General features: G+C 68.8%; 25 protein-coding genes. 12 read left to right on the forward strand and 13 right to left on the reverse strand.

The window, feature by feature from the left end; translation table 11 throughout:
* Nucleotides 1–342, forward strand: a 342-nt coding sequence (locus tag A5757_RS23505) for an HNH endonuclease signature motif containing protein (protein ID WP_197497417.1), incomplete at its 5' end; no start/stop codon positions are given.
* A 64-nt stretch (nucleotides 343–406) separates the two neighbouring features.
* Here A5757_RS23505 and A5757_RS21880 read toward each other — a convergent pair.
* The 4 genes from A5757_RS21880 to A5757_RS21895 all read right to left on the reverse strand — a co-directional run bounded on the left by A5757_RS21880 (nucleotide 407) and on the right by A5757_RS21895 (nucleotide 5,560).
* Complete coding sequence (locus A5757_RS21880) at nucleotides 407–1,591, reverse strand: ABC transporter substrate-binding protein (protein WP_066838826.1); 1,185 nt, start codon at nucleotides 1,589–1,591, stop codon at nucleotides 407–409.
* Between the two features lie 24 nt (nucleotides 1,592–1,615).
* The gene (locus tag A5757_RS21885) at nucleotides 1,616–2,743 is read right to left on the reverse strand and encodes an ABC transporter ATP-binding protein (protein ID WP_066838829.1); all 1,128 of its coding nucleotides are present in this window, start codon (nucleotides 2,741–2,743) and stop codon (nucleotides 1,616–1,618) included.
* A gap of 3 nt (nucleotides 2,744–2,746) precedes the next feature.
* On the reverse strand, nucleotides 2,747–4,558 hold the full coding sequence (locus tag A5757_RS21890; RefSeq protein ID WP_066838832.1) for an iron ABC transporter permease: 1,812 nt from the start codon (nucleotides 4,556–4,558) through the stop codon (nucleotides 2,747–2,749).
* 90 nt (nucleotides 4,559–4,648) lie between these two features.
* Entirely contained in the window at nucleotides 4,649–5,560 is a 912-nt protein-coding gene (locus A5757_RS21895; protein WP_066838836.1) for a dienelactone hydrolase family protein, read from the reverse strand.
* 122 nt (nucleotides 5,561–5,682) lie between these two features.
* Between A5757_RS21895 and A5757_RS21900 the strand changes: the two genes are divergently transcribed.
* Nucleotides 5,683–7,473, forward strand: a complete 1,791-nt coding sequence (locus A5757_RS21900; RefSeq protein WP_066838839.1) for an amidohydrolase family protein — start codon at nucleotides 5,683–5,685, stop codon at nucleotides 7,471–7,473.
* Nucleotides 7,463–7,906: a limonene-1,2-epoxide hydrolase family protein gene (locus A5757_RS21905; protein ID WP_066838841.1), complete on the forward strand. Its 444-nt coding sequence runs from the start codon at nucleotides 7,463–7,465 to the stop codon at nucleotides 7,904–7,906. The genes A5757_RS21900 and A5757_RS21905 overlap by 11 nt, the downstream gene beginning before the upstream one ends.
* Nucleotides 7,907–7,928: 22 nt before the next feature.
* Here A5757_RS21905 and A5757_RS21910 read toward each other — a convergent pair whose 3' ends face one another.
* Both A5757_RS21910 and bfr read right to left on the reverse strand, forming a co-directional pair.
* Nucleotides 7,929–8,423: a carboxymuconolactone decarboxylase family protein gene (locus tag A5757_RS21910; RefSeq protein ID WP_066838845.1), complete on the reverse strand. Its 495-nt coding sequence runs from the start codon at nucleotides 8,421–8,423 to the stop codon at nucleotides 7,929–7,931.
* A 76-nt stretch (nucleotides 8,424–8,499) separates the two neighbouring features.
* Entirely contained in the window at nucleotides 8,500–8,979 is a 480-nt protein-coding gene (bfr, locus tag A5757_RS21915; protein ID WP_066838847.1) for a bacterioferritin, read from the reverse strand.
* A 240-nt stretch (nucleotides 8,980–9,219) separates the two neighbouring features.
* On the opposite strand from bfr, the gene A5757_RS21920 reads away from it, so the two are divergent.
* Together A5757_RS21920 and A5757_RS21925 are read left to right on the forward strand one after the other, a co-directional pair.
* Nucleotides 9,220–9,852, forward strand: a complete 633-nt coding sequence (locus A5757_RS21920; RefSeq protein WP_066838851.1) for a fatty-acid--CoA ligase — start codon at nucleotides 9,220–9,222, stop codon at nucleotides 9,850–9,852.
* A 10-nt stretch (nucleotides 9,853–9,862) separates the two neighbouring features.
* Nucleotides 9,863–10,111: a bacterioferritin-associated ferredoxin gene (locus A5757_RS21925; RefSeq protein WP_066838854.1), complete on the forward strand. Its 249-nt coding sequence runs from the start codon at nucleotides 9,863–9,865 to the stop codon at nucleotides 10,109–10,111.
* A gap of 11 nt (nucleotides 10,112–10,122) precedes the next feature.
* Here A5757_RS21925 and A5757_RS21930 read toward each other — a convergent pair whose 3' ends face one another.
* Together A5757_RS21930 and A5757_RS21935 are read right to left on the reverse strand one after the other, a co-directional pair.
* A complete protein-coding gene (locus A5757_RS21930) occupies nucleotides 10,123–10,881 on the reverse strand; it encodes an enoyl-CoA hydratase/isomerase family protein (protein ID WP_066838857.1) in 759 nt (252 codons plus the stop codon).
* A 9-nt stretch (nucleotides 10,882–10,890) separates the two neighbouring features.
* Nucleotides 10,891–11,595, reverse strand: coding sequence for an EthD domain-containing protein (locus A5757_RS21935; RefSeq protein ID WP_066838861.1), 705 nt, complete (start codon nucleotides 11,593–11,595; stop codon nucleotides 10,891–10,893).
* 71 nt (nucleotides 11,596–11,666) lie between these two features.
* Between A5757_RS21935 and A5757_RS21940 the strand changes: the two genes are divergently transcribed.
* Nucleotides 11,667–13,643: an FUSC family protein gene (locus A5757_RS21940; protein ID WP_231984084.1), complete on the forward strand. Its 1,977-nt coding sequence runs from the start codon at nucleotides 11,667–11,669 to the stop codon at nucleotides 13,641–13,643.
* Here the strand turns inward: A5757_RS21940 and A5757_RS21945 are convergent.
* The 4 genes from A5757_RS21945 to A5757_RS21960 are packed head-to-tail and all read right to left on the reverse strand — an operon-like array spanning nucleotide 13,609 to nucleotide 16,702.
* On the reverse strand, nucleotides 13,609–14,241 hold the full coding sequence (locus tag A5757_RS21945; RefSeq protein WP_066838866.1) for a PaaI family thioesterase: 633 nt from the start codon (nucleotides 14,239–14,241) through the stop codon (nucleotides 13,609–13,611). The genes A5757_RS21940 and A5757_RS21945 overlap by 35 nt on opposite strands.
* A 59-nt stretch (nucleotides 14,242–14,300) precedes the next feature.
* Nucleotides 14,301–15,590 carry a lipase family protein gene (locus A5757_RS21950; RefSeq protein WP_082929621.1) on the reverse strand — a complete coding sequence of 430 codons (1,290 nt, stop codon included), beginning with the start codon at nucleotides 15,588–15,590 and terminating at the stop codon, nucleotides 14,301–14,303.
* A 40-nt stretch (nucleotides 15,591–15,630) separates the two neighbouring features.
* The gene (locus tag A5757_RS21955) at nucleotides 15,631–16,263 is read right to left on the reverse strand and encodes a DUF5701 family protein (protein WP_066838868.1); all 633 of its coding nucleotides are present in this window, start codon (nucleotides 16,261–16,263) and stop codon (nucleotides 15,631–15,633) included.
* 55 nt (nucleotides 16,264–16,318) lie between these two features.
* Complete coding sequence (locus A5757_RS21960) at nucleotides 16,319–16,702, reverse strand: hypothetical protein (protein ID WP_066838871.1); 384 nt, start codon at nucleotides 16,700–16,702, stop codon at nucleotides 16,319–16,321.
* Nucleotides 16,703–16,795: 93 nt separating this feature from the next.
* Between A5757_RS21960 and A5757_RS21965 the strand changes: the two genes are divergently transcribed.
* The 3 genes from A5757_RS21965 to A5757_RS21975 are packed head-to-tail and all read left to right on the forward strand — an operon-like array spanning nucleotide 16,796 to nucleotide 20,294.
* A complete protein-coding gene (locus A5757_RS21965) occupies nucleotides 16,796–18,484 on the forward strand; it encodes a tetratricopeptide repeat protein (RefSeq protein ID WP_066838874.1) in 1,689 nt (562 codons plus the stop codon).
* 38 nt (nucleotides 18,485–18,522) lie between these two features.
* The gene (locus A5757_RS21970; RefSeq protein ID WP_066838877.1) at nucleotides 18,523–19,002 is read left to right on the forward strand and encodes a nucleoside deaminase; all 480 of its coding nucleotides are present in this window, start codon (nucleotides 18,523–18,525) and stop codon (nucleotides 19,000–19,002) included.
* A complete protein-coding gene (locus A5757_RS21975; RefSeq protein ID WP_066838879.1) occupies nucleotides 18,999–20,294 on the forward strand; it encodes an alpha-amylase family protein in 1,296 nt (431 codons plus the stop codon). Before A5757_RS21970 ends, A5757_RS21975 begins: the two co-directional genes overlap by 4 nt.
* A gap of 7 nt (nucleotides 20,295–20,301) precedes the next feature.
* Here the strand turns inward: A5757_RS21975 and A5757_RS21980 are convergent, their stop codons facing one another.
* Nucleotides 20,302–20,742 (reverse strand): DUF1810 domain-containing protein, encoded by a 441-nt coding sequence (locus A5757_RS21980; RefSeq protein ID WP_066838882.1) that lies wholly within the window; start codon nucleotides 20,740–20,742, stop codon nucleotides 20,302–20,304.
* Nucleotides 20,743–20,854: 112 nt separating this feature from the next.
* On the opposite strand from A5757_RS21980, the gene A5757_RS21985 reads away from it, so the two are divergent.
* The 3 genes from A5757_RS21985 (at nucleotide 20,855) to lon (ending at nucleotide 25,731) form a co-directional block, all read left to right on the forward strand.
* Nucleotides 20,855–22,087, forward strand: coding sequence for an alpha-hydroxy acid oxidase (locus A5757_RS21985; RefSeq protein ID WP_066838886.1), 1,233 nt, complete (start codon nucleotides 20,855–20,857; stop codon nucleotides 22,085–22,087).
* 158 nt (nucleotides 22,088–22,245) lie between these two features.
* Entirely contained in the window at nucleotides 22,246–23,253 is a 1,008-nt protein-coding gene (locus A5757_RS21990) for an esterase family protein (RefSeq protein WP_066838891.1), read from the forward strand.
* Nucleotides 23,254–23,400: 147 nt separating this feature from the next.
* Nucleotides 23,401–25,731 carry an endopeptidase La gene (lon, locus tag A5757_RS21995; protein WP_066838892.1) on the forward strand — a complete coding sequence of 777 codons (2,331 nt, stop codon included), beginning with the start codon at nucleotides 23,401–23,403 and terminating at the stop codon, nucleotides 25,729–25,731.
* Nucleotides 25,732–25,799 lie beyond the last annotated feature (68 nt).

Consider the following 25,799-nt stretch of genomic DNA (forward strand, 5'->3'; position numbering starts at 1 on the left):
GATGTGTATAAGAGACAACGCCTCGCGCTGTTCGCCCGCGACATCGGCTGCACCCGCCCCGGCTGCACCAAACCCGCCTTCGACTGCCAAGCCCACCACGGCGAGAAGCCCTGGGCTGCAGGCGGACAGACCAACATCGACGAACTCGCCCTGGCCTGCACCCTCGACCACGCAACGCTCGAGGACACCGGTTGGACCACCCGCCGCCGCAACGGCCACACCGAATGGGTCCCCCCACCCAAACTCGACACCGGCCAAACCCGCATCAACCACTACCACCACCCCCAGCGCTACCTCCACACCGAAGACAGCGACGGCAGCGACGGTGATGACGATGATTAGCGCTGCACCACAGCGCATCTCACCGCCCAGCGACGACACGACTGCGGCGGGGTATGTAGCGCTGTCAGCTGTACGAGTTGCGCCAGAAGTCCTCCCACGTGGACTTGGTGCGATAGTCGCTGACGAGGTCGGCGCTGGGGAACGGCGACATCTGGTCCATGAAGTTCTTCACGTTGGACGGGTCGTCCGGTGCAGGCACCTGGGAGTTGGCGGAAGGCTTACCGTCGGCGAGCTGGATGGCGAACCCTTCCTCGGTCAGCATGTAATGGATGTAGAGCTTCGCCGCGTTGGGGCTGTCGGTCTTCGCGGCGTACGCGATCGCCGACGGGAACGACTGCAGCGCCCACGGTTTCATCCCGTCGCAGAGCGCCAGGTGGTAGCCCTTCTGGGCGTTGTTGCGGAACTTCGCCATCGAGATGGGCCCGAAGCTCGGATCCTGCTGGCCGGGCGCACCGACGGCTTCAGAAACCTCCTCGTCGTTACGGGTCAGCTTCGGACTGTTCTGCGCGAAGCGCTTCACCCATTCATGCGCGGCGTCGGGCTGATCGGTGGTCAGCTCCGTCCCGTACAGCTCCTTGTAAGCGCTTCGGAGTGCGGCGTCGTCGTTGAGCGCCATCGTGTTGAACCAGTACGAGTACTTGGCGTTACTCAGCGGATCCGCGATCGCGACGCGTCCGTTGAACTGTTCGTCGGTGAGCTGCCAGATGTTGGAGACCGGGCAGCTCGAATGAACCTCGCTGTTGTACACCCAACCCATCGGCCCGTAGTGCACGATCAGCGGGTACTGATCGTTCGGTTTGATCGACTCCTTCATGTCGCCTGGCACCCAGTTGACGAGGATGCCCTGGTCCAGCAGCTCGACGGCGTACGTCGGGAGATCCTCGTTGATGACGACGTCGCCGATGACGTTGCCGGACTGGTTCTCCTTCAGCACCTTGTCGATGGCACCGAGCTCGACCTTCACCCCGGTGGCCTCGAGCCCGTACTTCGCGGCGAAGGCCTCGGCGGTGGCGACGACCTTGGTGGTCTGGTCGTAGATCGTGATGGGAGGCTCGGTGCGGGCCGCTGCGATGAGCGCATCGAGATCGAAGCCCGCCAGATCCTCATCGGGCTGTGTCGTCTTCTGCGCCAGCGGGGGTGGCGCCTCGTCGGTATCGGTCGGGGCGGGCGGCGCGCAGGCCGTCGCCAGGAGCGTGGCGGCGGCGCCCACGAGCATGACGCGCCGGATGCGCGAGGGGTTTGCGAGCATGAGTTCTCCTTGATGGACGAGCGATCAGTGGTTGGACGGGCTGGAGAGCGAGTTCGCGTCGACGCGGTCACCTGCGGTGTCGAAGACGTGTACGTCGTCCGGGGCGATCCGCATTCGGATGTCGTCACCGGGCCGGCATACCGGCGGCACGGATGTGGTCGCAAAGAAGTGGTGGCCGTCGGCGACGACCTCCACGGTCCAGCTTCCGCCGGTGGCGAGCACCGCGAACACCGTGCCCTCGATGCTCAACCCGTCGCCGGTCGATGCACTGCGTCTCTCGATCCGGATCGACTCCGGACGAAACCCCACCGAACCCGCGGCAGCCGCGGAGCCCTGCATCCTCGCAGTCCCGAACGCGTACGCCGCCGACACATGCGGCGCGCTCTCGCTGTCGACGAACTCCACGACGTTGAGCGGCGGGTTGCCGAGGAACTCTGCGACGAGTCGGTTCCGTGGGCGGTCGTAGATGTCGGTCGGCGATCCGATCTGCTGGAGCCGACCGTCGAACATGACCGCGATCCGCGTCGCCAGAGTCATTGCCTCCCACTGGTCGTGGGTCACGAAGACGATGGTGGAGCCGAAGTCGCGGTGGATGCGCTTCAGTTCCGCCCGCATCTCCAGACGCAGCCGTGCGTCCAGATTCGACAGCGGCTCGTCGAGCAGCATGACGCCGGGGTTGACCGCCAGCATCCGGGCCAGCGCCGCCCGCTGCTGTTGTCCGCCCGACAGCTGGGACGGGTATCGGTCCGCGTAACGGTCGATGCCCATCACCGCCATCACCTCGTCGGCGCGCCGATTCCGTTCCGCTCGGGCGATTTTCCGCAGACGCAGACCGTAGTCGGTGTTCTGCCGGATCGTCATGTGCGGCCACAGTGCGTAGCTCTGGAAGACCATGCCCATGTCCCGGCGCTCGGGTGGAATGCACACACCGTCGTCGACCGAGTCCAACACGCGATCTTCCACGGAGATCGACCCGGCGGTCGGCGGCTCCAGACCGGCGATCATCCGCAGCGTCGTCGTCTTGCCGCAGCCGGACGGGCCGAGCAGGCACATGAAGTCCCCGTGCTCGACCGTCAGGTCCAGCTCGTCGACGGCAGCCGTCGTCGCACCGGGATATCGCTTGGTGACGCGGCGCAGTGTGATCGTGGGCATCGGTCAATAACCCCATCCCCGACCGAGGTCGGCTTTCATCGTCTTCTGGATGGCGTAGGTGCCGCCGAACGCGATCGCCGAGACGATGAGCACGACGCTGTTGGCGGCCTGGGTGAAGCCGAACTCGACGAGTTTGATCGCAAACGTCGTCAGGACGTCCATCCCGGGCACGGTCAGGATCACGACGAGGCTCAGGCTGCGGACTCCCGCGATGAACGGCAGGAGTACACCGACGGCGAGCGAGCGTTTCTGGAGCGGGAGAACGATGCCCGCCATCCGACGCCACCAGGCGGCACCGGCGACCTGCGCCGCCTCTTCGGGCTCCGGGCCAAGTTGCATCATCGACGAGATGCCCGCGCGGGACGCGAACGGCATCTGCTCGGCGGTGTAGATCAGCACCAGGATCGCGGCCGTGCCGTACAGCGCCGGAATCGGCCCGCGCGGTACGGCGAACAGCGACAGGTAGGCGACCGCGAACGCGATACCCGGTACGAGGTAGGGAAGGAACGTCAACTGGCGCAGCGTCGTTGCGAGGAACCGGTGCGGTGAGCGGACGACGACGTAGCCGACGAGCTGGCCCAGGATGCCCGCCGACACCGCGGCGACGCCGACGATCCAGAACGTGTTCCACGCTGCCGACCACACGGCGCTGCTCACCAGCACACCGTCGGTGAACCCCGGGGTGTCGAGGTCGTGGCCGGTCCAGTAGGCCACGGTGAAGTTGTCGAGTGAGAAGTCGGCCGGCCGCCGCATCAGGGTCGAGAGCAGCAGGACACCAACGGGAACGACCACGCTCAGCGAGAATGCGAATCCGCACAGCGCAGTGGCCGGCAGACGCAGTCTCCCGAGTAGTCGAGGCCGGTCCATCGCCCCCCTGCCGCCGACGGTCACGAAACGCCGTGCCTCCCTGAGGAACCGCACATCCACCCACAGGGAGAGCAGCCCGATCACGACGATGGCGCCGGCGATGACCGCCGCCGAACCGCTGTCGCGGGTCGAGATGTTGCGGTACAGCGAGGTCGCCAGGACATCGAAGTCGCTGGGCAGGCCGAGGATGTAGGTCACTCCGAACTCGCCGAGGATCTTGGCCAGGATCAGTGTGGCGGCTGACGCGATGGCGGGCCGCATCAGCGGCACGAGGATGGTGCGCACGACCGTCGCGTAACTCGCTCCGAGCAACCGCGCCGAATCCTCCCACTGCGAGTCGAAGCGTTCGAGCGCGTTGCCGACCAACAGGATGACCAGCGGTGAGAAGTACAGCGTGAAGATGATGGTGATCGGAACGCCGCCGTAGGCAAGCCAATCCGGAGGGGTGATGCCGATGGACTCCAGCCAGCCGGGTTGTCCACCCACCGTGCGGTTCTTGAAGATCGTGGTCCACGCGAGCGCGAACGCCCACGTCGGCAGCATGTACGGAACGATCAGCGCCGTGCTGAACCACCGGCGGCCCCACAGATCCGTGCGCGTCAGCAGCCAGGCGAACACCCCGCCGACGAGCAGTGACAGCACCACCGAACAAACACTGACCACCACCGTGTTGAGCAACGGCTGCCAGAACAGGTCGGCGGAGACCGGCGAGAGGAACACCCGCCAGAGGTAGTACGACGTCAGCGAGCCCGCTGGCTGCTGCACGATCAGCGTGTCCTTGGGGCTGACGGTGACGCCCTGGATCAGCATCGTCACGATCGGAACCACGATGAGGTAGCCGAACAGCAGCAGCCCGAGCACACCGAGAACCGTCGTGGGCCGCCGGACGGCAAGCCGCAACCGGTGCCGCACGGGCATCGGATGATCCGGCGCCGCTGCCCGTCTCATCACCTGGAGTCCTCGTTCGGCTACGGCTCAACGGACAGATGTCCGGCACCATACCTGCCCGAACCGGTGGGTCTGGCCTGAAAGGACGGATCAGCCGACGTGGCGGGCGAGCCAGTCCTGCACGCGCTTCCACGCATCGGCGGCGGCGGTCGGGTTGTAGCGGTCACCGGTGTCGTTGAAGAACGCATGGTTGGCGTCGGGTTCGGTGACGAGCTCGAACACCAGACCGGCCTTCTCCAGCGCCTCGCGCGCGACCGGTTCGGTGGCGTTCACCCGTTGATCCTGTGCGGCGTAGATCCCCAGCACCGCAACGTCTTTCGAGCCGGAAAAATCCGGGTTGTCCGGTGCCGGGCCGTAGAACGGCACCGCGGCGGCCAGCCGTGGCTCCCCCGCCGCGAGCAACCGCCACACCATGCCGCCGCCCATGCAGAAGCCCACAGCGGCGAGCTTCTGATCCGGCGTGCGTCGGGCGAGCTCGTCGATCCCGGAGCGCAAATCCGCGACCGCCTCCTGCGGCGGGATCTTGCTCAGCGCCGCGGTCGCCTCCGCGGGATCGGCGAAAGCGCCCGTCCCGCCCTGCGCCGACAGCAGATCGATGGCCAGGGCCGAATAGCCGATGCCGGCGAAGCGTCCCGCGACCGACCGGATGTAGTCGTTGAGGCCCTTGTTCTCGTGGATCACCAGCACCGCGCCGCGCGGTTGCACCGCCGCCGCCCACGCGCCCTGCAGTTCGCCGCGGGGTCCGGCCCAGGTCACCGGCATCGTCGTCACCGCGGTCTCGGCGCCCGGCGGCGGCGCGCTCACCGTCGCCGCGCCACTCGACGTCACCGGCGCCTCGGCCTCGGGTTGCCGGTTCTGCCCGCACGCCGCGATCAACGCGGCCGCCGCACCCGCACCCATGCCGAGCAGGCCGAGACGGCGCATCGCCTCGCGCCGGGTCAACAGCCCGTCCACGTGATCGGTCGCGATCTCCTCAGCGATGTACTGCTGTAGCGGCGTCACTCGTGCGAGTATGCCCACGCCACCCGACCGCCGCCGGAAATTGCCAGCTCACGGTCAGAAATAGACAGAAAATCAAATCTGTTCATCACGATCGTTGACACCCGCCCGCCGGGGACTGTTCTATGACAGACGTGACCTACGACACGATCATCCGCAACGGCCGCTGGTTCGACGGCACCGGCGCCCCGTCGGCGGTGCGCACCATCGGCATCCGCGGCGGCCACGTCGTCACCATCACGCCGGACGACCTCGACGACACCGACTGCCCCCAGGTCATCGACGCCACCGGCAAATGGGTACTGCCGGGCATGCTCGACATCCACACGCACTACGACGTCGAAGTGCTGTGCGCGCCCGCGCTGAGCGAGTCGCTGCGCCACGGCGTCACCACCGTGATGCTCGGCTCCTGTTCGCTGTCCACCGTGCACGTCGACGGCACCGACGCCGGCGACCTGTTCGGCCGTGTCGAGGCCATCCCGCGCGAGCACGTCATCGCCGCGGTCGACGAGCACAAGACGTGGACGAACTGCGACGAGTACGTTGCGGCACTCGAATCCACTCCCTTGGGCCCCAATCTCTGCGCGTTCATCGGCCATTCCGATATGCGCACCGCCGTGATGGGTCTGGATCGCGCCACCCGCCATGACGAGCGGCCCACCCGCGCCGAGCAGGCCCGGATGGAGGAGATGCTGCGCGAGGCGCTCGACGCCGGCTTCGTCGGGATGTCGTCGCAGCAGTTGCTCTTCGACAAGATCGACGGCGAAACCTGCCGCTCGCGCACCCTTCCGTCGACCTACGCCAAACCGCGCGAACTGCGCCGCCTCAAGGCGCTGCTGCGCCACGCCGGCCGCATCCTGCAGTCCGGCCCGGACATCGCCAATCCGCTCAACCTCGGCTCCCAGCTGGCGCAATCGCTCGGCATCTTCCGCAATCCACTCAAGACCAGCCTGCTCTCGGCGGCCGACGTGAAGTCCAACCCCTACGCCATCCTCGCGATGGGGCCGTCGGCCCGCGCCGTGAACAAGCTCGGCGGCGACTTCCGCTGGCAGCACCTGCCCGTGCCGTTCGAGGTCTACGCCGACGGAATCGACCTGGTGGTGTTCGAGGAGTTCGGCTCCGGCGCCGCTGCCCTGCATCTGCGCGACGAGGTGGAGCGCAACGCGCTGATGCGCGACGAGGACTACCGCCGCCGGTTCCGCAAGGACTACGAGAACAAGATGGGTCTGCGGGTCTGGCACCGGGACTTCTTCGACGCCGAGATCGTCGGCTGCCCGGACCAGACGGTGGTGGGCAGATCGTTCGGCCAGGTGGGTGTGGACCGCGGCCTGCATCCCGTCGACGCCTTCCTCGACCTTGTGCTCGAACACGGACGAGAGTTGCGGTGGCGCACCACGATCTCCAACCACCGCCCCGAGATCCTCAAGAAGATGGCGGCCGAGCCCGGCATCCAGATGGGCTTCTCCGACGCCGGTGCGCATTTGCGCAACATGGCCTTCTACAACATGGGCCTGCGCCTGCTGCGCCACGTCCACGACGCCGAGAAGGCCGGCCGGCCGTTCATCAGCATCGAGCACGCGGTGCACCGCCTCACCGGGGAACTCGCCGACTGGTACCGCCTCGACGCGGGCCACCTCCGCATCGGCGACCGCGCCGACGTCGTCGTCATCGACCCCGCGCACCTGGACGCTTCACTCGACGCCTACGCCGAGGACACCGTCGAGGAGTACGGCGGCCTGTCGCGCATGGTCAACCGCAACGACGACACCGTCGTCGCCGTGCTCGTCGGAGGCCGCACGGTCTTCCGCGACGGCGAGTTCACCGAGCTGGTCGGCCGACAGCGCACCGGCCGCTTCCTGCGCGCCGCCCACCAGGCCCCCGCGCTGCCCGTCACGGAGCTCGCCGGTGTCCGCTGAAGACGTCGTGCGGGGTCTCTGGAAATCGTTGTCCGCCAGGGACTGGAACGCGGTGAAGACGCATCTCTCGGACGACTGCATTTACGCCGACATGCCGGTGGGCGCGGCGCTGGCCGCCCGCGGACCCGAAGACATCGTCAAACGGCTCAAGGTCGGCCTCGAACCGCTGGCCGGCTACGAGAACCACGACGGCATGCTCGTGGACAACGGCTCCGACGTTTTCTACGAGCACTCCGAGACGTGGCGGTGGCAGACCGGCGAGACCGCCCTGCTGCGCTTCGTCACGGTGCACCGCGTGGAGGACGGCAAGATCACGTTGTGGAAGGACTACTGGGACATGTCCGGCCTGACCGCGACGGCCCCGCCGACCTGGATGGAAGAGCTGATGACGGCCGACACGTCGTGGGTGTTCGACGCCACGGGCATGATCTGAATCGCACCGCAAGTGGTGCCGATCAGAGGGTGATCTTGCAGCTCTGGCCGATGTCCAGAGTCCGCAGCACCCGGCCCATCCCGAGCCACATCGCACACGAGATCGCCAGGTCGGTCAGCAGGTCGGCGTCGAAGTGCTCGGCCGCCCGGGCCCAGAAGTCGTCGTCCTCGCGGAGACCGACGTGGTCGGCGGCGAAGCGGTGGGCGAATTCCGCCGCGATCCGCTCGGCCTCGCTGTACCCCGGCCAGGTCCGCCACTCCTCGGCGTGGTCGTAGAGGTCCTCGTCGACGCCGGCGGCCACGCCGTCGGCGTCGCGGGTGTTCTGGCACACCACGCACTCGTTCGAATTGGCGATCACGATGCGGGCCAGCTCCCGCACCCGCAGCGGCAGCCTGCCCTTGGTGTAGACCGCGTTCGCGAAACCGGCCATCGCGGCACCGAGGTCCGGGGAGCGCACTGCGAACGAGGTGACGTCGTCGTCGGCGAAATCGTGCTCGGGGTCTCCGATTCGGCTCATGGCCGAATGCTACGCCGACCCGGGGCGGTTCTGGAACGTGTTCCAGTTTTCGCCCCGGGGACCGGTCCGTGTCCTGCTACTGGGGTGGCCGCGATACGCACTGCGCCTGGTACAGCGCCTCGCCGAGCTGCCCCATCAGTTCGAGCTGTGTCTCGATGTAGTCGATGTGCTTCTCCTCGTCGGCGAGGATGGTCTCGAAGAGGTTGGCCGTCGTGGCGTCACCCTTCTCCCGGCACAGCTGGATGCCCGGCCGCAGCCGTTCGACCACCTCGTACTCGATCGCCAGATCGGCCTCGAATTGTTCGCGAATGGTCTGCCCGACGCGCAGCGAGAACAGGCGTTGATAATTGGGCAGGCCATTCAGCAGCAGAATACGGTCGGTGATCGCCTCCGCGTGACGCATTTCTTCGAATGACTCGTCGCGGGTGTGCGAGGCTAATTCTGTGTAGCCCCAGCTCTCCTGCATCTTGGAATGCAGAAAATACTGATTGATCGCCGTCAATTCGCTCGTCAATTGCTCATTGAGCAATTTCAGAACGTCCGGATCGCCTTGCATTTTTCCTACTCCTATCGACCGTGTGGGCTGGGCCGTCGCGGCGATGGGTGGGCCGGCCGCGTGTCTCCAACTTAGTGCAGTGCAACGACATCGGTGAACCTTTATTGCCTGATGTCGGGGCATTTTCGGCGTTTCGAGGCGTCCGTACGGACAGCGCTAGGCACTTCTCTGGACTGCCTGTCCTAAGTAAGGTTAGACTGCGCTAACATGTCGTCGATGACTGCGAACAGACGGGAAACAATGGACGAGGACGAGCTGCATTCGCTTATTCTCGCCTGCGATTTCCGAGTCACCGACGTCACCGGGATGTGGCAGTGGCTCAGAAAACACAAACGCGGTCTGCATTCCATCGGCGCCCATCATGTCGTGCTCTACACATCGATTTGGGAGCCCGGCCGGGTATTGGTCACGGTCGGCATCCGGCACGCCCGGTCGATCCGTGACGTGCTCAGATCCCCCGAAATATTCGAATGGTTCGACGTCTCCGGCGTCGAGGACATCCCGCCCATCTTCGGCGGCCAGGTCGTGGAGAAGATCGACGTCGACGAGCCCCGTCCCAAGCTGCACGTGGCCGGCGTGATCGTCGGGGCGATGGCGTCGGTCGACGGCGTCGGGCCGCTGATCGAGAAGGTGCACGACGGTCTCGACCGCTTCAGGGAGGCCGGCGTCCGCAAGGTATGGGTGTACCGCGCCCTCGACGACGGGCAGGAGGTGATGATCCTCCAGGAGATCAGGGACGAGAAGACGGCCCGGCAGTGGATCGACCATCCCGACGCCGCCGCGGAATGGATGACCAACGCCGGCTTCGGCGCCTACCCGACGTTGTTCGTCGGCAAGCTCGCCCACATCATGACCGTGGACGACGGAGAGTAGCGGGTCGGCCATGTTCGTATGTCTGTGCCGGGGAGTCACCAGCCACGTCGTCGACGAGGTGGTGGCGGCCGGGGCCAAGACATCGAAGGAGATCGCGGATGCCTGCGGTGCGGGTAGCGACTGCGGGCGCTGCCGGCGCACCCTGCGAGCGATCCTGTCCGCCCATCAGATCAACGGCTGCCCCGCCGGCGGCACCGACCAGTGCCCCGCATCGGGCCCGGCTCAGCGCAACGGCCACTCCTCGCGCGCCCCGCGCTGAGCCGCCGCCGGTCAGCTCTTGGGCCGGCCTGCGAACGCGGCGAGCGCGTCGCTGTTGGCCGCACTTCCGAGCAGCGTCTCGAACTGCGCGTACTCGCGGCTCAGCGCCGCGCGGATCTCGTCACGCAGTGGGTCGACCATCGTCTGCTTCACCGCGATGAGGCTCGAAATCGGCCGGGAGGCAAGCACTTCGGCGTGCCGCCGGGCCTCGGTCAGCAGCTGGTCGGGTTCGCACACCCGCCAGGCGATGCCCATCCGGTGCGCCTCCTCGGCCGACACCCATTCCGAAGACAGCAGCAACCAGGCGGCGTTCTGCCTGCCCATCAGCTGGGGCAGCAGATAGGACGACGCCGCCTCCGGAGCCACGCCGAGACTGGTGAACGGGCACTTCAGCCGCGCCGAATCGGCCATGAACACCAGATCCGCGTATCCCAGGATCGTGGTGCCGATACCGAGCGCCACGCCGTTGACCGCGCAGATCAACGGCTTTCGGAGATCCAGCAGCGCCTCCATCAGACCGGGGAAGCCGAATTCGCCCGGCTGGAACTCGGGATCGGTCACGCGGGCGGCCATCTCGTGCAGATCGTTACCCGCACTGAAGGCCCGCCCGTTGCCGGTCAGGAGCACGACCGCGACCTCCGGATCGGCGTCGGCGTCGCGCAGCGCCACCGTCGTCGCGTCGTAGAGCGCCTCGTTGAACGCGTTGAGCGCTTCGGGCCGGTCCAGGGTGACGGTCCGCACCCCGCTGTCGTCGCTGATCTGCACGGTCACGGCAGCAGACTACGCGTCGGCGGCGAACGGCGAGCGCAGCACGTAGCGACTCGTCGGCACCGTGTCGACATCGCGGTCCGCCCCGAAAGCCCCCGTGCTGGCCAGCATCCGCTGCATCCGGTCCGACAGGTCGGCGTCGTCGGCGGCTCCGAAGAAGGCGTGCAGATCCGCCACCGCCGCGAGCGGGAACAGCTCCTCCACGATCGCGTCGATCCGCGGCGCACCGTCTGTCAGCGGCCGCACCACCGTGTTCTGCACGTAGCCGAAGGTGTCCTGCGTGGCGATCGCCACCGGGGTGTGGTCGACGTGCCAGCGGGTCAGCCACGTCCGCTCGTCGAGATCCGGCGGACGGCGCAGCAGCGCCACGTTCGCCAAACCGTCGGTGCGTGCACCGACCACGCTCGGCGGCGGCAGCGGCACCGACTCCGTGACCAGATAGGCCGGCGCCTCGGCACATTCGGCGGCAAGAAGGTCGCGCACCGCACCCAGTTCCGGGCTGTGATAGCTGTGGGTCCACACGCTGACCACCGCGACCACGGGCGGGTCCAGCGTCGTCAGCGTCATCAGCGACGCCCGCACCGGCGCATCGCGGACGTTGACGGCCAGCCCCGGCACCCCGGCGTCGAGCACCCGGTTCGCCACCTCCGTGCGCAGCCGCGCACACCACTGGTCATCGGCGCCGTCACGGCGCAACGTGAACATCACCTTCTCCACGAGACCTCCTCCACGAGGGAACGTACACATGGCCGTGACGACGGCCACCGGCGATAGGACACAATCGACTCGTGCTCATCGGCGACCGCGTGAAGGATGCGCTGCGGTTGACCACGCCGGGTGCCGGCGCGGTGCTGCGCAGCCTGCTCGGCGTGCTCGCGATGACCGCACTGGCGCTCTACCTGATCTCGCCCACCGCCGCGATGTGGACGGCAGGCGCGGGCATCGTCGCGGCGGCCGTCGCGCTGCAGGACGTACCGGGCAGGCGCTGGCCGATCGTGCTGATCGCCTCCGCCGAACTGGGGGCCGCGGTGCTGCTCGGCGCTTTGACCGGTGCACACGACGTGGCGTTCGTGGCCGCGGTCGCGGTGTGGGGTTTCGTCGCCGGAATGCAGTGGGCGCTCGGCGCACACGCGGCGTTCGTCTGCTCGGCCGCGGCGGCGCTGTTGGTGATCGCCCCGCCCGTCGCGAGCGGATGGGTCGACGTCGTGGCCGGTACGGCGATGGCGGTGGCGGCCGGTCTGCTCCAGGCGGGGCTGGTGTGGCTACGGCCGCCACAGCGCTGGCGGGTGCAGCAGCATGCGCTCACGCGGGCACACCGATCGTTGGCCGAGGATGCCCGCAGTATGGCCGCGGCGCGCGACACCGCACTCGACCCCGCCCAGATCACCTGGCTGCGCGAGGTGTTCGTCGACATCCCGGTTCGCCAGCGCCCCAAGGCCTACCAGGTGGGTTACCGGCTGCCCGAGCGGATCTCGGCGACGCTGACGGCGCTGCGGCGCACCGACACCGACGCCACCGAGTTGCTCTCGGCCGCCGGTGACTTCCTCGACGCCATCGCCGGACACGGCGTCACCGCCCACCGGGACGCCGAGCGGGCACTGCAGCGCGTCGATGCGGCAGCCGCGGCCATCGACGGTCCGGGCGCGGATGCGGCACAACAGTTCTCGAAGCAGCTGCACGACGCGGCGGTGCTGCGGTTCGGTCAGCTGCGCGGGCCCGGCGTCGCCGAATCGCTGACCGGTTCGATGGCGGCGCTGCGACGGCATCTGGAGTGGACGTCGCCGGTGTTGCGGCACGCGCTGCGCCTGGCGGTCGCCGTGGGGATCGGCGCCGGGGTGGCCCGCTTCGGTCATCTCGAGGAGGGTCACTGGGTCGCGCTCGCGGTGCTGCTGCTGCTCCGCCCGGAGACCTCGCACACCTACACCCTCAGCGCGGGCCGGCTGGCCGGGACCGTCGGCGGTATCGCGCTGGCCTCGGCGCTGGGCCTGATGTGGCCGCCGTCGGGCATGGTGGCGGCCCTCGGCGCGGTGGTGTTCGCCGGGCTGGCGTATCTGGTGTGGGGATTCGGCTACATCGCGGTCAGCGGGGCGATCGCCGCGTCCACGGTGTTCCTGGTCGGCATCGCGACGCCGGTGCAGGCGCTCGACGTAACCGACCGGTTGTTCGCGGCGATGCTCGGTGGCGGTCTGGTGATGGCAGTGCACGTGCTGCTGCCCGACGACTCGCTGATCCGGCTACGCCAGCGCGCCGGCGAACTGCTCAAGACCGAGATCGACTACGCCGCCACGGTGATGCGGGCGTTCGTACGGGAGGTGGACCGCCCCGCCGACGCACTGGCGGCCGCGTGGCAGCGGGCGTTCCGCGCTCGGGCAGCGTTCGAGGCGGCGTCGGGTGCGGTCCGGCTCGACGAAGCCCACCTGAGGCAGTGGCTGCGGTCCCTGCGCGCTGCGCTCAACGCCATCACCGGGGCCTGCACCACCATGGAGGCCGGTCTGCCGCAGGTGCCGCCGACGGGTCTGAGCCCCGAATTCGTCGCGGCGGTGGACGATTACGTCGACGCGCTGCGCGGTGCGCCGGCCAATCCGGCGGCGCCGTGGACCGTGGATCTGACGGAGCTGACCGCGGCCGACCAGCTGGTCCGCCGGACCGCGCTGACCGGCGCCGGGGACAGCGCCGCGGCGCGCGTCCTGGTCGCCGGTCTGACGACCATCACGCGCAGCCTGTCGGCGATCACGTTTGTTCCCGCGCCCACCTGGGCTGAATGAACACCCCGTGGGCTTCGACGGTCACACCGTCGTCGTCGGCGAGGAAGCCCTCGGCGTAGGCCTTCACGCCCTCGATCCGCACGATCGCAGCCTCGGCGCGTAACCGGCCCAGCGGGGTGGTGCGCAGGTAGCGCAGGCTGATGGTGCCGGTGAGGCGGGGCCGTTCCAGGTTGCTCGCCGCCTCGCCCAGCAGATGGTCGAGCACCAGCGCGGCGACGCCGCCGTGGACGTGGCCGGGCGGCCCCTCGTAGGCGGCGCCCAGTTCGAACTCACTGGCGACGCTGCCGTCGTCCCGGTGCTCGACGATCACCGGCGGTGCCATCGGGTTGCGCAGCCCGATGACGGGGTTGCCCCAGGTCATCTGGGTGCCGTCCCCGGCAGTGCGGATCCCGAACGGGCCGTCGATCTGACGACTGCGCAGCCGAGCGGTCGCGGCGTCGATCTCGGCCTTGGCGGCGGCGACGGCGTCGGCGTCGGCCTCCGTGCGGATCGTGGCGTCGATCAGGGCGCGCACCGATTCGGTCAGCGGTTCGTAGACCGCCCGCAACCGGTGGACGTCGTCGGTGCTCAGGCTGTCGACAGGGGTGTAGTCCAGCACCTCTGCACTAGAACACGTTCCAGACTCCGGTGTCGAATCATCGTCGCCGGCCGCAGCCGTCATCGATCGAGGTCCGACAGCGGCCGCCGTTCGACCCCGCGCCCGGTGACCACCTTGGCACTGATCGCGGCGAGGCGGGCCATCCCGCGATAGGTCGACGGGTTGAACAGGGTCGGCCACGTGGTGCGGGTCAGATGGTCGTCGAGGGGGCGGCCGTCGAACCGCTCCCGCAGCCACCGCAGCGACATCGGCGCCGACATCGGGTGCAGCAGAATGTGCTCGCAGAACCGGTCCCGGTGATAGGTGACGTGGGTGCCGAGGCCGCGGTAGTTGCGGGCCAGTTCGTCGATGTCGTCGACGGAGATGATGCGGTCGTGCACCGCCTGGATCATCAGCACCGGCATCGACGGCGCCGACCGGCCGAGCCGGATGGCGTCGAACACCTCCTGCACCTCCGGCATCTCGAGCAGTTCGTCGACCGGGCCGTCGAGCATCGTGGCCATGTCCTTTTTCATCAGCCGCAGCACCGCCTGCGCCGTCGTCATCTTCGACAGCCGCTCGAGCGTTGCCCTGCCCTCGGCGTTCGCCCGTTCCTCGACGATCCTGCGGAGCTCGGGATAGCTGTGCATCAGGGCGACGACCACCATCACCGGCAGACCGGAGAAGACCTTGCCGTTGAGGCGGTGGTAGGTGTTGCCGAGGTCCCCGACCGGCGAACCCAGAACGGCCCCGACGATGTTGAGTTCGGGTGCGTAACAGCTGTGCATCTCGGCTGCCCAAGCCGTCGCCAGACCGCCGCCGGAGTAACCCCACACGCCGATGGGCGCCGCCGGGGACAGTTCGAAAGGGGCATGGTTCAGCGCGGCGCGCAGTCCGTCGAGCACACAGTGCCCGGGTTCGTACGGCGCGCCGAACACCCCGTGCGGTCCGCCGTGGTCGGGGATCGCGACGGCCCAGCCCTCGGCCAGCAGCGCCGCGATGAGGAGCAACTCCACCTGCGCGAGCGAACCCGCCGCCCTGGCCCGGCGCCGCAGTGCGTAGGACGGGAAGCAGCGGCCGGTGACCGCGTCGATCGCGCACTGGTAGGAGACGATGGGCGTCAGCTCGCCGGGCCGGCGGTCGGCCGGCGTCAGCACGGTGGTGGCGGTGCTCAACGGTCTGTTCTCCAGATCGTTGGTCCGGTACAGCACCTGGGTGGCGGTGAAGCGCTGCGGTATCAGTCCGAGGAAGGCCAGCTGCACGTCGCGGAAGCGCAGCACGGTCCCGGGCGCCGTGTGCTCGTATCCACTGGGCGGCCGGTAGAACGGGTCATGCGCCGGCAGCTGCGGGCGGCCGCCTCTTCGAGCCATGCTCGTTCTTTCCCCGGCGTGCAGCCGAATATGCCTGCTCTCAGATCTCCTGACGCCGCGCGGCAGAGGCGAACCCCAGCCAGGTGTGCCGGTTGCCCGCCCAGCACCACCCGACCTTGAGCGCATCGCGCCGCGCACGGCCGTCGCGGCCGGTGCCGTTGCTGATCCACAGCGCGGGCGTGCGGGTGTCGAGCGCGCCGCCGGGTTTGCGCCGCCGCGATCCGATCGTCATGAAGCAGTACCCGCGTTCGAGCGCGCCGGGTTGTTGGAGCACCCAGAACAGGCCCTCGGTGACGGTGAGCGGCGTCCGCCCGGCCGCGACCAGTGCGGGCAGCGCCTCGTCGGGGCTCCAGTTCGCCATCGCGTCACCCCGGTCGAGGCCGGTGACGGCATAGGCGGGGGCGTCCGGCAGGTCGTCGACCGGGTCGAAGTCGTCCACGTCGGTCATGTCCGCGACGACGAAGGCCGGCCGGTCCCGCCAGATGACCGCCGGGGTGAGCACCGACGGCGGCAACAGCTTCGGATGGATGACGAGCAGAGCGCCCTCGGGGGCGTCGGCGGCCGCGCGTCGCAGCGCGTCGACGGGGAGGCCGGCCATGTCGTGCAGGCCGGTGTCGATGATCCGGTCGGCCTGTTCGGTCGGCGTGGGCAGCGCATCGGTGAGCGTCGGCACCCGCGATCAACGATCCGGCGCCCCACCGGGTTCCCGGCGGCGGTCAGGTGGCGACTCAGCCCGGGATGAACGCCACCTCGACGTCGTCGGCCAGCACCACGTACATCCGGCGCCACGGATCGCTGCCCTCCAGGCGCCATTGGTGTCCGGATCCCGCGGTGTCCTCGGCCAGCAGCACATCGCCGGGACCGAGCGGGAACTCCGAGCCGTCACGCGTGGCGAACACCAGTGAACCCGCCAGCGTCACGACGAGCTGGCGCACCGGCGCGGTGTGCCACGCCAACGCTCCCCCGACGGCAGTCTCCTCGACGGTGACATGGGTGGTGGGCATGACGGCCGAGACGAGGTCGTCGTTGCGGCCGGGCCGCATGTCGAGGCGGCCGACCTCGAAGTGCGACGCGTCGTCGGAGCCCGTCCACAGCCGCACACATCGGATCATTGGGTCACCGTAGTGGCAGACGCATCGATCCGCCGTACAACGGGGCAGACGCGACCGTCGCGGTCGGGCCCGTATTCGATTACCGTGCGTGACATGGCTGTATCGCTCGGCACGGACGCCGAGCCCTACTACGACCTCGGGACCTACCACCGGCCGACGGACACCCCGTCCGCGCAGGCGCAGACGTGGTTCGACCGCGGCATGGTGTGGGCATACGCGTTCAACCACGAGGAGTCGATCCACTGTTTCGAGCGGGCGCTGGAGCTCGACCCGGATCTCGGGATCGCGCGGTGGGGTGTCGCCTACGCCGTCGGCCCGAACTACAACAAGCCTTGGGAGGCTTTCGATCCCGTCGACCGGCAGGCCTCGCTCGCGCGGGCCCGCATGGAACTCGACCTGGCCGCCGCGGCGCGGGCGTCGACGGTCGAACGCGGCCTCATCGACGCCCTGAAGGCGCGGTTCGCCGCCGAGGATCCCGAGGACGGGGACGCGCTGGAAGCCGCGCACCGCGCCTACGCCGAGGCGATGGCCGGCCTGGCGCGCACCCACCCCGACGACGTCGACGTCCAGGCGCTGGCAGCCGACGCGCTCGTCAACGTCACCGCGTGGGCGCTGTGGAACACCCGGACGGGCGAACCCGCGCCGGGGTCGCGCGTGGTCGAGGCGAAGGCGCTCCTCGATGCCGCCCTGGACACGCCGGCGGGCTGCGCGCACCCCGGGGTGCTGCATCTGTATCTGCACACGATGGAGATGTCGGCGACGCCCGAGGTGGCGCTGCCAGCCGCGGATCTGCTGCGCGGACTGGTGCCCGACGCCGGACACCTGCAGCACATGCCGAGCCACATCGACGTGCTGTGCGGCCACTACCGCGCCTCGGTCGTCGCCAATACCGTTGCGGTGGAGGCAGATCGGCGGTTCGTCGAACGTGCCGGGCCGTTGAACTTCTACTCGCTCTATCGGGCGCACGATCTGCACTTCGTGGTGTATTCGGCGATGTTCGAGGGCGCGTCGCGGATCGCGCTGCAGGCCGCCGACGAGCTCGCCGGTCAGCTGACCCCGGAGTTGCTGGCGATCGAGTCGCCGCCGATGGCCGACTGGCTGGAGGCCTTCGTCCCGCTGCGGGTACATGTCCTGGTCCGCTTCGGCCGGTGGGACGATCTGATCGCCGAACCGCTGCCCGACGATCTGCAGCTCTACTGCACCACCGCGGCCACCGTGCACTACGGCCGCGGCGTGGCCCACGCGGCCAAGGGTGATCTCGACGCGGCCCGCGCCGAACGCGACGCCTTCGCCGCCGCTCATGACCGGATCCCCGAGAGCCGCTACCTGTTCAACAACACCAGCCGCGACATCCTCGCCGTCGGCCGCGCCATGCTCGACGGTGAGATCGCCTACCGGGAAGGCGATTTCGAGCGCGCATTCGCGGATCTCCGTAGGGCGATCGACCTCGACGACGCCCTGCCCTACGACGAACCGTGGGGGTGGATGCAACCGACCCGCCATGCGTACGGCGCGCTGCTGCTCGAACAGGGCCGGGTGGAGGAGGCCGCCGCGGTGTACGCGGCGGATCTGGGGCTCGATCCGACACTCGCGCGGTCGTCCCAGCATCCGGGCAATGTGTGGAGCCTGCACGGCTATCACGAATGTCTGCAGCGACTCGGCCGTACGGCCGAGGCGACGATCATCGGGCGGCAACTGGCGATCGCCGCCGCCCGCGCCGACGTCCCGGTCAACGCCTCGTGCGCCTGCCGGCTCGAGGTCGCCGGCGGCTGCTGCGACTGAGGCCTGCTGACCGGGACCCGCTGCGTAGACTTCGGGGCGTGCCGATCAGCGACTCCGACCTGCAGCATCTGCGGCGCTGCGTCGAACTGGCCCGAGAGGCGCTGGAAGCAGGCGACGAGCCGTTCGGGTCGATCCTGGTCGACGGCGCCGGTCAGACGCTGTTCGAGGATCACAACCGCGTCAGCGGCGGCGACGCGACGCGCCATCCGGAATTCGAGATCGCCCGGTGGGCGGCCGAACACCTCGACCCCGCCGGCCGCCGCGACGCCACCGTCTACACCTCCGGCGAACACTGCCCGATGTGCTCGGCTGCGCACGCCTGGGTGGGGCTGGACCGCATCGTGTATGCGACCTCCTCGGCACAACTGGTGGACTGGCTCACCGAATGGGGCGCTCCCCTGCCGCCCGTGACCGGCCTGCCGATCAACGCGGTCGCGCCGGACGTCACCGCCGACGGTCCGGCACCCGAACTCGCCGAGGTCATGCGCGGTCTCTACGAAGCGAGGTTCCGCGGATGAGCGCGCCCGGGTGGGTCGAGCACGCCATCTGGTGGCACGTCTATCCGCTGGGTTTCGTCGGGGCCTTCCCCGCCGAGACGCCGCCGTCGGCCGACGAACACCGGCTGCGACGGATCATCGACTGGCTCGACCACGCCGTCGCGCTCGGTGCGTCGGGCCTGGCGCTGGGCCCGGTGTTCGCGTCGAAGACCCACGGTTACGACACCACCGACCACCTGCGCATCGATCCCCGCCTCGGTGACGATGCCGACTTCGACGCGCTGGTCGCCGAAGCGCACGCCCGCGGGCTGCGGGTGCTGCTCGACGGCGTCTTCAACCACGTCGGCACCGACTTCCCGCAGTACCGCGACGCACTGGACGGCGGCCCCGGCGGTGAGTGGTTCCGCAAGCGGCGCAACGAATTCGCTACCTTCGAGGGGCACGGCGAGCTGATCGCGCTCGACCACCGCAATCCCGCGGTGGTCGACTACACCGTGGAGGTGATGTCGCACTGGTTGTCGCGCGGCGCCGACGGCTGGCGGCTCGACGCGGCCTACGCGGTGCCCGACCACTTCTGGGCTCAGGTGTTACCCCGCGTGCGGGAAGCGCATCCCGATGCCTGGTTCGTCGGCGAGGTCATCCACGGCGACTACGCGGCCCGGGTGGCGGCCGGTTTCGACTCGGTGACGCAGTACGAACTGTGGAAGGCGATCTGGAGCAGCCTCAACGACGGCAACTTCCACGAACTCGACCATGCGCTCAAGCGGCACAACGAGTTCCTCGAGACGTTCGCACCGCTGACGTTCGTGGGCAACCACGACGTCACCCGGATCGCGAGCAAGCTCGAGAACCCGGCGCACGTCGCCCAGGCACTGGCCCTGATGTTCACGATCGGCGGAGTGCCGAGCGTGTACGCCGGCGACGAACTCGGCTACCGCGGGGTCAAGGAAGATCGGGCCGGCGGTGACGATGCCGTCCGACCGGAGTTCGGGACGCCGCCGGGTGACGACAGCGATATCTTCCGGCTGCACCAGTTCCTGATCGGGCTGCGGCGCAGGCATCCGTGGCTGCACCGGGCCACCACCACCCCGGTCGTGCTGACGAACCGGCACTACGTCTACCAGTCTCGGCACGGCGACGACGCACTGCTGGTGGCGCTCAACGTCGACGACGCGGAGCCGTTGACGGTGCCGCTGGCCGATGCCGGATTCGGTCGCGGCACGGTGATCGCCGGCGCCGGCGCGCCACCGCCCGACGAGGTCGAGCAGGTCACCGTGGCTCCGCAGAGCTGGGTCGTCGTCAAACCGGCCTGAGGCCGGTTCAGTCAAGCCTGCGGGCAGTGACCGGATCCTCCGCACCGTCGTAGAACTTGTCGAGTACAGCACGGAACCGGCCACCGTCCTCTGCGCACCGGGCGAACAGCGTCATCGAGGAACGCAACTTCAGATCGTCGGGCGATCCGAAGATCTCCCCCGCCGACCGGCCCTCGACGGCGAGCACCAGGCCGGTGCATTCCCGCAGTCGGCCACCCAGCACCGGATCCGCGAGGTAGGCCTGCGCCTCAGCGCGCGAACCGATGCCGTAGTGCACCGCCGTCGGACTGTGCCCGAGCCCGCGGAGCTGGGGAAACACGAACCACATCCAATGGCTGCGTTTCCGGCCTTCCCGCAACTCGGTCAGCACGGTTTCGTACACCGGATCCTGCGCATCGCGGAAGCGCTGCAGGTCGAACGGATCGGGGCCGTCGGCGGCGGTGCTCATGCGGTGCGGATACCCACCCGAGCGGGCCGACATTCACCGTCGGCCCGGGCCCAGCGACTATCGTCGGGAGACGACGACCACACGCGTATCCGGCGCGTCGAGGAGGTCCACCATGCCCAGCCGCCACGTGCCGCGCCCCCGCGATCTCGCGCCGCTGCTGCAGCTGCGCAAACCCGTGCTGCAGCCCACCGCGCGGCGGTTGTCCAAAGCGCTGACCATCGAGGACCTCCGGCGAATCGCCAAGCGTCGCACGCCGAAAGCCGCGTTCGACTACACCGACGGCGCCGCCGAGGACGAACTGTCCCTGGCGCGGGCCCGACAGGCATTCCGCGACATCGAGTTCCACCCGACGATCCTGCGCAATGTCGCCGCCGTCGACACCAGCACCGAAGTGCTCGGTGGCCCCGCGGCCCTGCCCTTCGGCATCGCGCCCACCGGGTTCACCCGGCTGATGCACACCGACGGGGAGATCGCCGGGGCGCACGCTGCGGCCGCGGCGGGCATCCCGTTCGCCCTCTCGACGCTCGGCACCCGCTCCATCGAAGAGGTTCGCGCCGCGAATCCGCGCGGCCGCAACTGGTTTCAGCTCTACATGTGGACCGACCGCGAACGGTCGATGGCGTTGGTGGAACGCGCCGCCGCCGCGGGCTTCGACACGCTGCTGGTGACCGTCGACGTCCCGGTGGCGGGTGCGCGGCTGCGCGACACCCGCAACGGCATGTCCATACCGCCCCGGCTCACCGTGCGCACGGTGCTGGACGCGATCCCGCGGCCGCGCTGGTGGTTCGATCTGCTGACCACCGAACCGCTGTCGTTCGCCGAGCTGGACCGGTGGCCGGGCACCGTCGCGTCCTACCTGGACTCGACCTTCGACCCGACGGTGACCTTCGAGGATCTGGCCTGGATCGCCGAGCAGTGGCCGAACAAGCTGGTGGTCAAGGGAATTCAGACCCTCGAGGACGCCCGGGCGGTCGTCGACCTGGGTGTGGACGGCATCCTGCTGTCCAACCACGGCGGCAGACAGCTCGACCGCGCGCCGGTGCCGTTCCACCTGCTGCCGCAGGTCGCACGCGAACTCGGCCGCGACACCGAGATCCTGCTGGACACCGGGATCATGTCCGGAGCCGACATCGTCGCCGCGGTCGCGCTCGGCGCCCGGTTCACCCTGATCGGCCGGGCCTACCTCTACGGTCTGATGGCCGGCGGCGAGGCCGGGGTGCGCCGGGCCGTCGACATCCTGGCCGGACAGCTCGCCCGCACCATGCAGCTGCTCGGCGTCACCGCACTCGACGAGCTGACCCCCGACCACGTCACCCAGTTGCACCGACTCACGCCGCGCCCCTGAGGGTTTCGTAACGACCCGAGTCGCAATCGTTGTGGTTTCGCGATGCGCGTTGTCCGTGTTGAAACGGCCGCCGGAGCCGTGCCGCCTGTTTCATGAGGACCGAAAAGCGACGGCGATTGCTTTGAGACATGCGATGGAAAGGTTGGTGGGTTGCCGTTATGAAGATCGGTGAACTGAAGGCGCGGACGGGGCGAGGGACCCTGCGGCGCCGACTGGCGGCGATGGCCGTGGCGCTGCTCGCGCTGCCCGGCCTGATCGGATTCGCCGGAAACACGGCGACGGCGGGCGCGTTCTCCCGACCCGGGCTGCCCGTCGAGTATCTCGACGTGTTCTCCCAGGCGATGAACCGCAACATCCGGATCCAGTTCCAGGGCGGCGGACCGCACGCGGTGTACCTGCTGGACGGACTGCGCGCCCAGGACGACTACAACGGCTGGGACATCAACACCCCGGCGTTCGAGTGGTACTACCAGTCGGGGCTCTCGACGGTCATGCCCGTCGGCGGACAGTCCAGCTTCTACACCGACTGGTACCAGCCTTCACGCGGCAACGGTCAGGACTACACCTACAAGTGGGAGACCTTCCTGACCCAGGAGCTGCCGGCATGGCTGCAGGCCAACCGCGGGGTGTCCCCGGACGGTAACGCCATCGTCGGCCTCTCGATGGCCGGTAGCGCGGCGCTGACCTACGCCGTCTACTACCCGCAGAAGTTCATCTACGCGGCGTCGCTGTCGGGCTTCCTGAACCCGTCCGAGGGCTGGTGGCCGATGCTGATCGGGCTGGCGATGCAGGATGCCGGCAAGTTCAACGCCGAGAGCATGTGGGGCCCGAGCAGTGACCCGGCCTGGCGGCGCAACGATCCGATGGTCAACATCGCTCAGCTGGTCGCGAACAACACGCGGCTGTGGGTCTACTGCGGCACCGGCACCCCGTCGGACCTCGACGCCGGCACCCAGGGCGGCAACCTGATGGCGGCACAGTTCCTCGAAGGGTTCACCCTGCGCACCAACATCACCTTCCGCGACAAATACATCGCCGCGGGCGGCACCAACGGTGTGTTCAACTTCCCGCCGAACGGCACGCACAGCTGGGGCTACTGGGGTCAGCAGCTGCTGCAGATGAAGCCCGACATCCAGCGGGTCCTGGGGGCACAGGGCAGTGTCTGAGATCGACGTCTAGAAGATCCCCCCAACCAGGGAGCCTGCCGCGACCCCCCGCGGCAGGCTCCCTGCCTTTGTCTGGGCGAGAAGCGGCCGGGAACAAACGCCTCCCCGCCAAGGTTGAGTCGATCTGACTGAACTTTGGAGGATCACATGGCTGAAGCCAACGGCACGACACGTGCTGTGCCCGTCCTGCTGAGCAACGACGCGATCGTGCTGCCGGGCATGGTGGTGCCGATCGAACTCGACGATGCCGCCCAGGCCGCGATCGACGCGGCCGGCGCGACCGAATCCGGTGAGTTGCTCGTCGCCCCGCGACTGGACGATCGTTACCCGTCCTACGGCGTGCTGGCCACGATCGTGCAGACCGGGCGCATCCCCGGTGGCGGCACCGCAGCCGTCGTCCGCGGCACCACCCGCGCACACATCGGCGCCGGGACCACCGGACCGGGAACCGCGCTGTGGGTGGAGGTCACCGAGGTGACCGAACCGGAGATCACCGACGAGATCCGCACGCTGGCCGCCGAATACAAGAAGCTCCTGCTGGCGATGCTGCAACGCCGGGAGGCCTGGCAGATCATCGATTTCGTCAACCAGCTCAGCGATCCGTCGGCGCTGTCGGACACCGCGGGTTACGCCGGCTACCTCTCGCAGGTGCAGAAGCGTCAGCTGCTGGAGACGCCCGACGTCGCTGAGCGGCTACGGGCGCTGATCGAGTGGACCGGCGAACACCTGGCCGAGGTCGAGGTGAACGAGAAGATCGCCGAGGACGTCCGTGCCGGTATGGACAAGCAGCAGAAGGAATTCCTGCTGCGTCAGCAGCTGAACGCGATTCGCAAGGAGCTCGGCGAAGACGAACCCGAGGGATCTGAGGATTACCGCGCCCGGGTCGAGGCTGCCGATCTGCCCGAGAAGGTCCGTGAGGCGGCGCTGCGCGAGGTGGGCAAGCTCGAACGCGCCAGCGACCAGAGTCCGGAGGGCGGCTGGATCCGCACCTGGCTCGACACCGTGCTCGACCTGCCGTGGAACGTCACCACCGAGGACTCGACGGATCTGAAGTCCGCCAGAGAGATCCTCGACGCCGATCACCACGGGCTCGACGACGTCAAAGAGCGCATCGTCGAATACCTCGCGGTGCGGGCCCGCCGCGCCCAGCGCGGGTTGGCCGTCGTCGGCGGTCGCGGCTCTGGTGCGGTGATGGTGTTGGCCGGCCCTCCCGGTGTCGGAAAGACCTCGCTCGGCGAGTCCGTCGCCCGCGCACTGGGCCGCAAGTTCGTCCGCGTCGCCCTCGGCGGTGTGCGCGACGAGGCCGAGATCCGCGGTCACCGGCGCACGTACGTCGGCGCGCTACCCGGGCGCATCGTGCGGGCGATCGGCGAGGCGGGTTCGATGAATCCCGTTGTGCTGCTGGACGAGATCGACAAGGTCGGCTCCGATTATCGCGGTGACCCCGCGGCGGCGCTGCTGGAGGTGCTGGACCCGGCGCAGAACCACACGTTCCGCGACCACTACCTCGATCTGGACCTGGACCTGTCGGATGTGGTGTTCCTGGCGACGGCCAACGTCATCGAGAACATCCCGCAGGCGCTGCTGGACCGGATGGAGCTGGTGCAGATCGACGGCTACACCGCCGACGACAAGGTGGCCATCGCCCGCGACTTCCTGCTGCCGCGTCAGCGGGAACGCGCCGCGCTGACCCAGGACGAAGTCGCCGTCACAGATGACGCGCTGCGCAAGATCGCCGCCGACTACACCCGCGAACCCGGGGTGCGGCAGCTCGAACGGCTGCTGGCCAAGGCGATGCGCAAGGCGACGACCATCCTGGCGGCCGATCCGTCGCCGATCACCATCGACGAGCCGGATCTGGTGACCTATCTGGGCCGGCCGCGGTTCATACCGGAATCGGCGGAGCGTACGGCGGTGCCCGGCGTGGCGACCGGACTGGCCGTGACCGGTCTGGGTGGCGATGTGCTTTACATCGAGGCGGGTTCCACCGACGGCGACGCGGGATTGCAGCTGACCGGTCAGCTCGGCGACGTGATGAAGGAATCGGCGCAGATCGCGCTGTCCTACGTCCGCTCGCACGCCGCCGAACTCGGCGTCGACCCGAAGGCGCTGGACCGGCGCATCCACGTGCACGTGCCCGCCGGTGCGGTGCCCAAGGACGGGCCGTCGGCCGGCGTCACGATGGTGACCGCGCTGGTGTCGATGGCCACCGGGCGGCAGGTGCGCTCCGACGTCGGTATGACCGGTGAGGTCACGCTGAACGGGCGGGTGCTGCCGATCGGCGGGGTCAAGCAGAAGCTGCTGGCCGCGCAGCGCGCCGGGCTGTCGACGGTGTTCATCCCGCAGCGCAACGAGGCCGACCTCGACGACGTGCCGGCCGAGGTGCTGGAGTCGCTGACGGTCAGACCGATGACCGATGTTGCCGAGATCGTCGCGCAGGCACTGGAACCGGCGGCGGAGACTGTCGCAGCCGCCTGAGCGCCAGCCCGCGAGTAGACGCAGACTCGGACGATCCGTTGCTGGATCGTCCGAGTCTGTGTCTGTTC

The organism is Mycobacterium sp. 852013-51886_SCH5428379, from assembly GCF_001665575.1.
GTDB lineage: Bacteria > Actinomycetota > Actinomycetes > Mycobacteriales > Mycobacteriaceae > Mycobacterium.

Excerpts from the sequence above, each read along its gene's own strand:
- bfr (WP_066838847.1), bottom strand. The coding sequence starts at position 8,979 with ATGCAAGGCGATCCGGACGTTCTGAAATTGCTCAATGAGCAATTGACG.
- A5757_RS21890 (WP_066838832.1), bottom strand. The coding sequence starts at position 4,558 with ATGAGACGGGCAGCGGCGCCGGATCATCCGATGCCCGTGCGGCACCGG.
- A5757_RS21985 (WP_066838886.1), top strand. The coding sequence starts at position 20,855 with ATGCCCAGCCGCCACGTGCCGCGCCCCCGCGATCTCGCGCCGCTGCTG.
- A5757_RS21950 (WP_082929621.1), bottom strand. The coding sequence starts at position 15,590 with ATGGCTCGAAGAGGCGGCCGCCCGCAGCTGCCGGCGCATGACCCGTTC.
- A5757_RS21880 (WP_066838826.1), bottom strand. The coding sequence starts at position 1,591 with ATGCTCGCAAACCCCTCGCGCATCCGGCGCGTCATGCTCGTGGGCGCC.
- A5757_RS21885 (WP_066838829.1), bottom strand. The coding sequence starts at position 2,743 with ATGCCCACGATCACACTGCGCCGCGTCACCAAGCGATATCCCGGTGCG.
- A5757_RS21990 (WP_066838891.1), top strand. The coding sequence starts at position 22,246 with ATGAAGATCGGTGAACTGAAGGCGCGGACGGGGCGAGGGACCCTGCGG.
- lon (WP_066838892.1), top strand. The coding sequence starts at position 23,401 with ATGGCTGAAGCCAACGGCACGACACGTGCTGTGCCCGTCCTGCTGAGC.
- A5757_RS21960 (WP_066838871.1), bottom strand. The coding sequence starts at position 16,702 with ATGATCCGATGTGTGCGGCTGTGGACGGGCTCCGACGACGCGTCGCAC.
- A5757_RS21900 (WP_066838839.1), top strand. The coding sequence starts at position 5,683 with ATGACAGACGTGACCTACGACACGATCATCCGCAACGGCCGCTGGTTC.
- A5757_RS21980 (WP_066838882.1), bottom strand. The coding sequence starts at position 20,742 with ATGAGCACCGCCGCCGACGGCCCCGATCCGTTCGACCTGCAGCGCTTC.
- A5757_RS21965 (WP_066838874.1), top strand. The coding sequence starts at position 16,796 with ATGGCTGTATCGCTCGGCACGGACGCCGAGCCCTACTACGACCTCGGG.
- A5757_RS21925 (WP_066838854.1), top strand. The coding sequence starts at position 9,863 with ATGTTCGTATGTCTGTGCCGGGGAGTCACCAGCCACGTCGTCGACGAG.
- A5757_RS21975 (WP_066838879.1), top strand. The coding sequence starts at position 18,999 with ATGAGCGCGCCCGGGTGGGTCGAGCACGCCATCTGGTGGCACGTCTAT.
- A5757_RS21920 (WP_066838851.1), top strand. The coding sequence starts at position 9,220 with ATGGACGAGGACGAGCTGCATTCGCTTATTCTCGCCTGCGATTTCCGA.
- A5757_RS21910 (WP_066838845.1), bottom strand. The coding sequence starts at position 8,423 with ATGAGCCGAATCGGAGACCCCGAGCACGATTTCGCCGACGACGACGTC.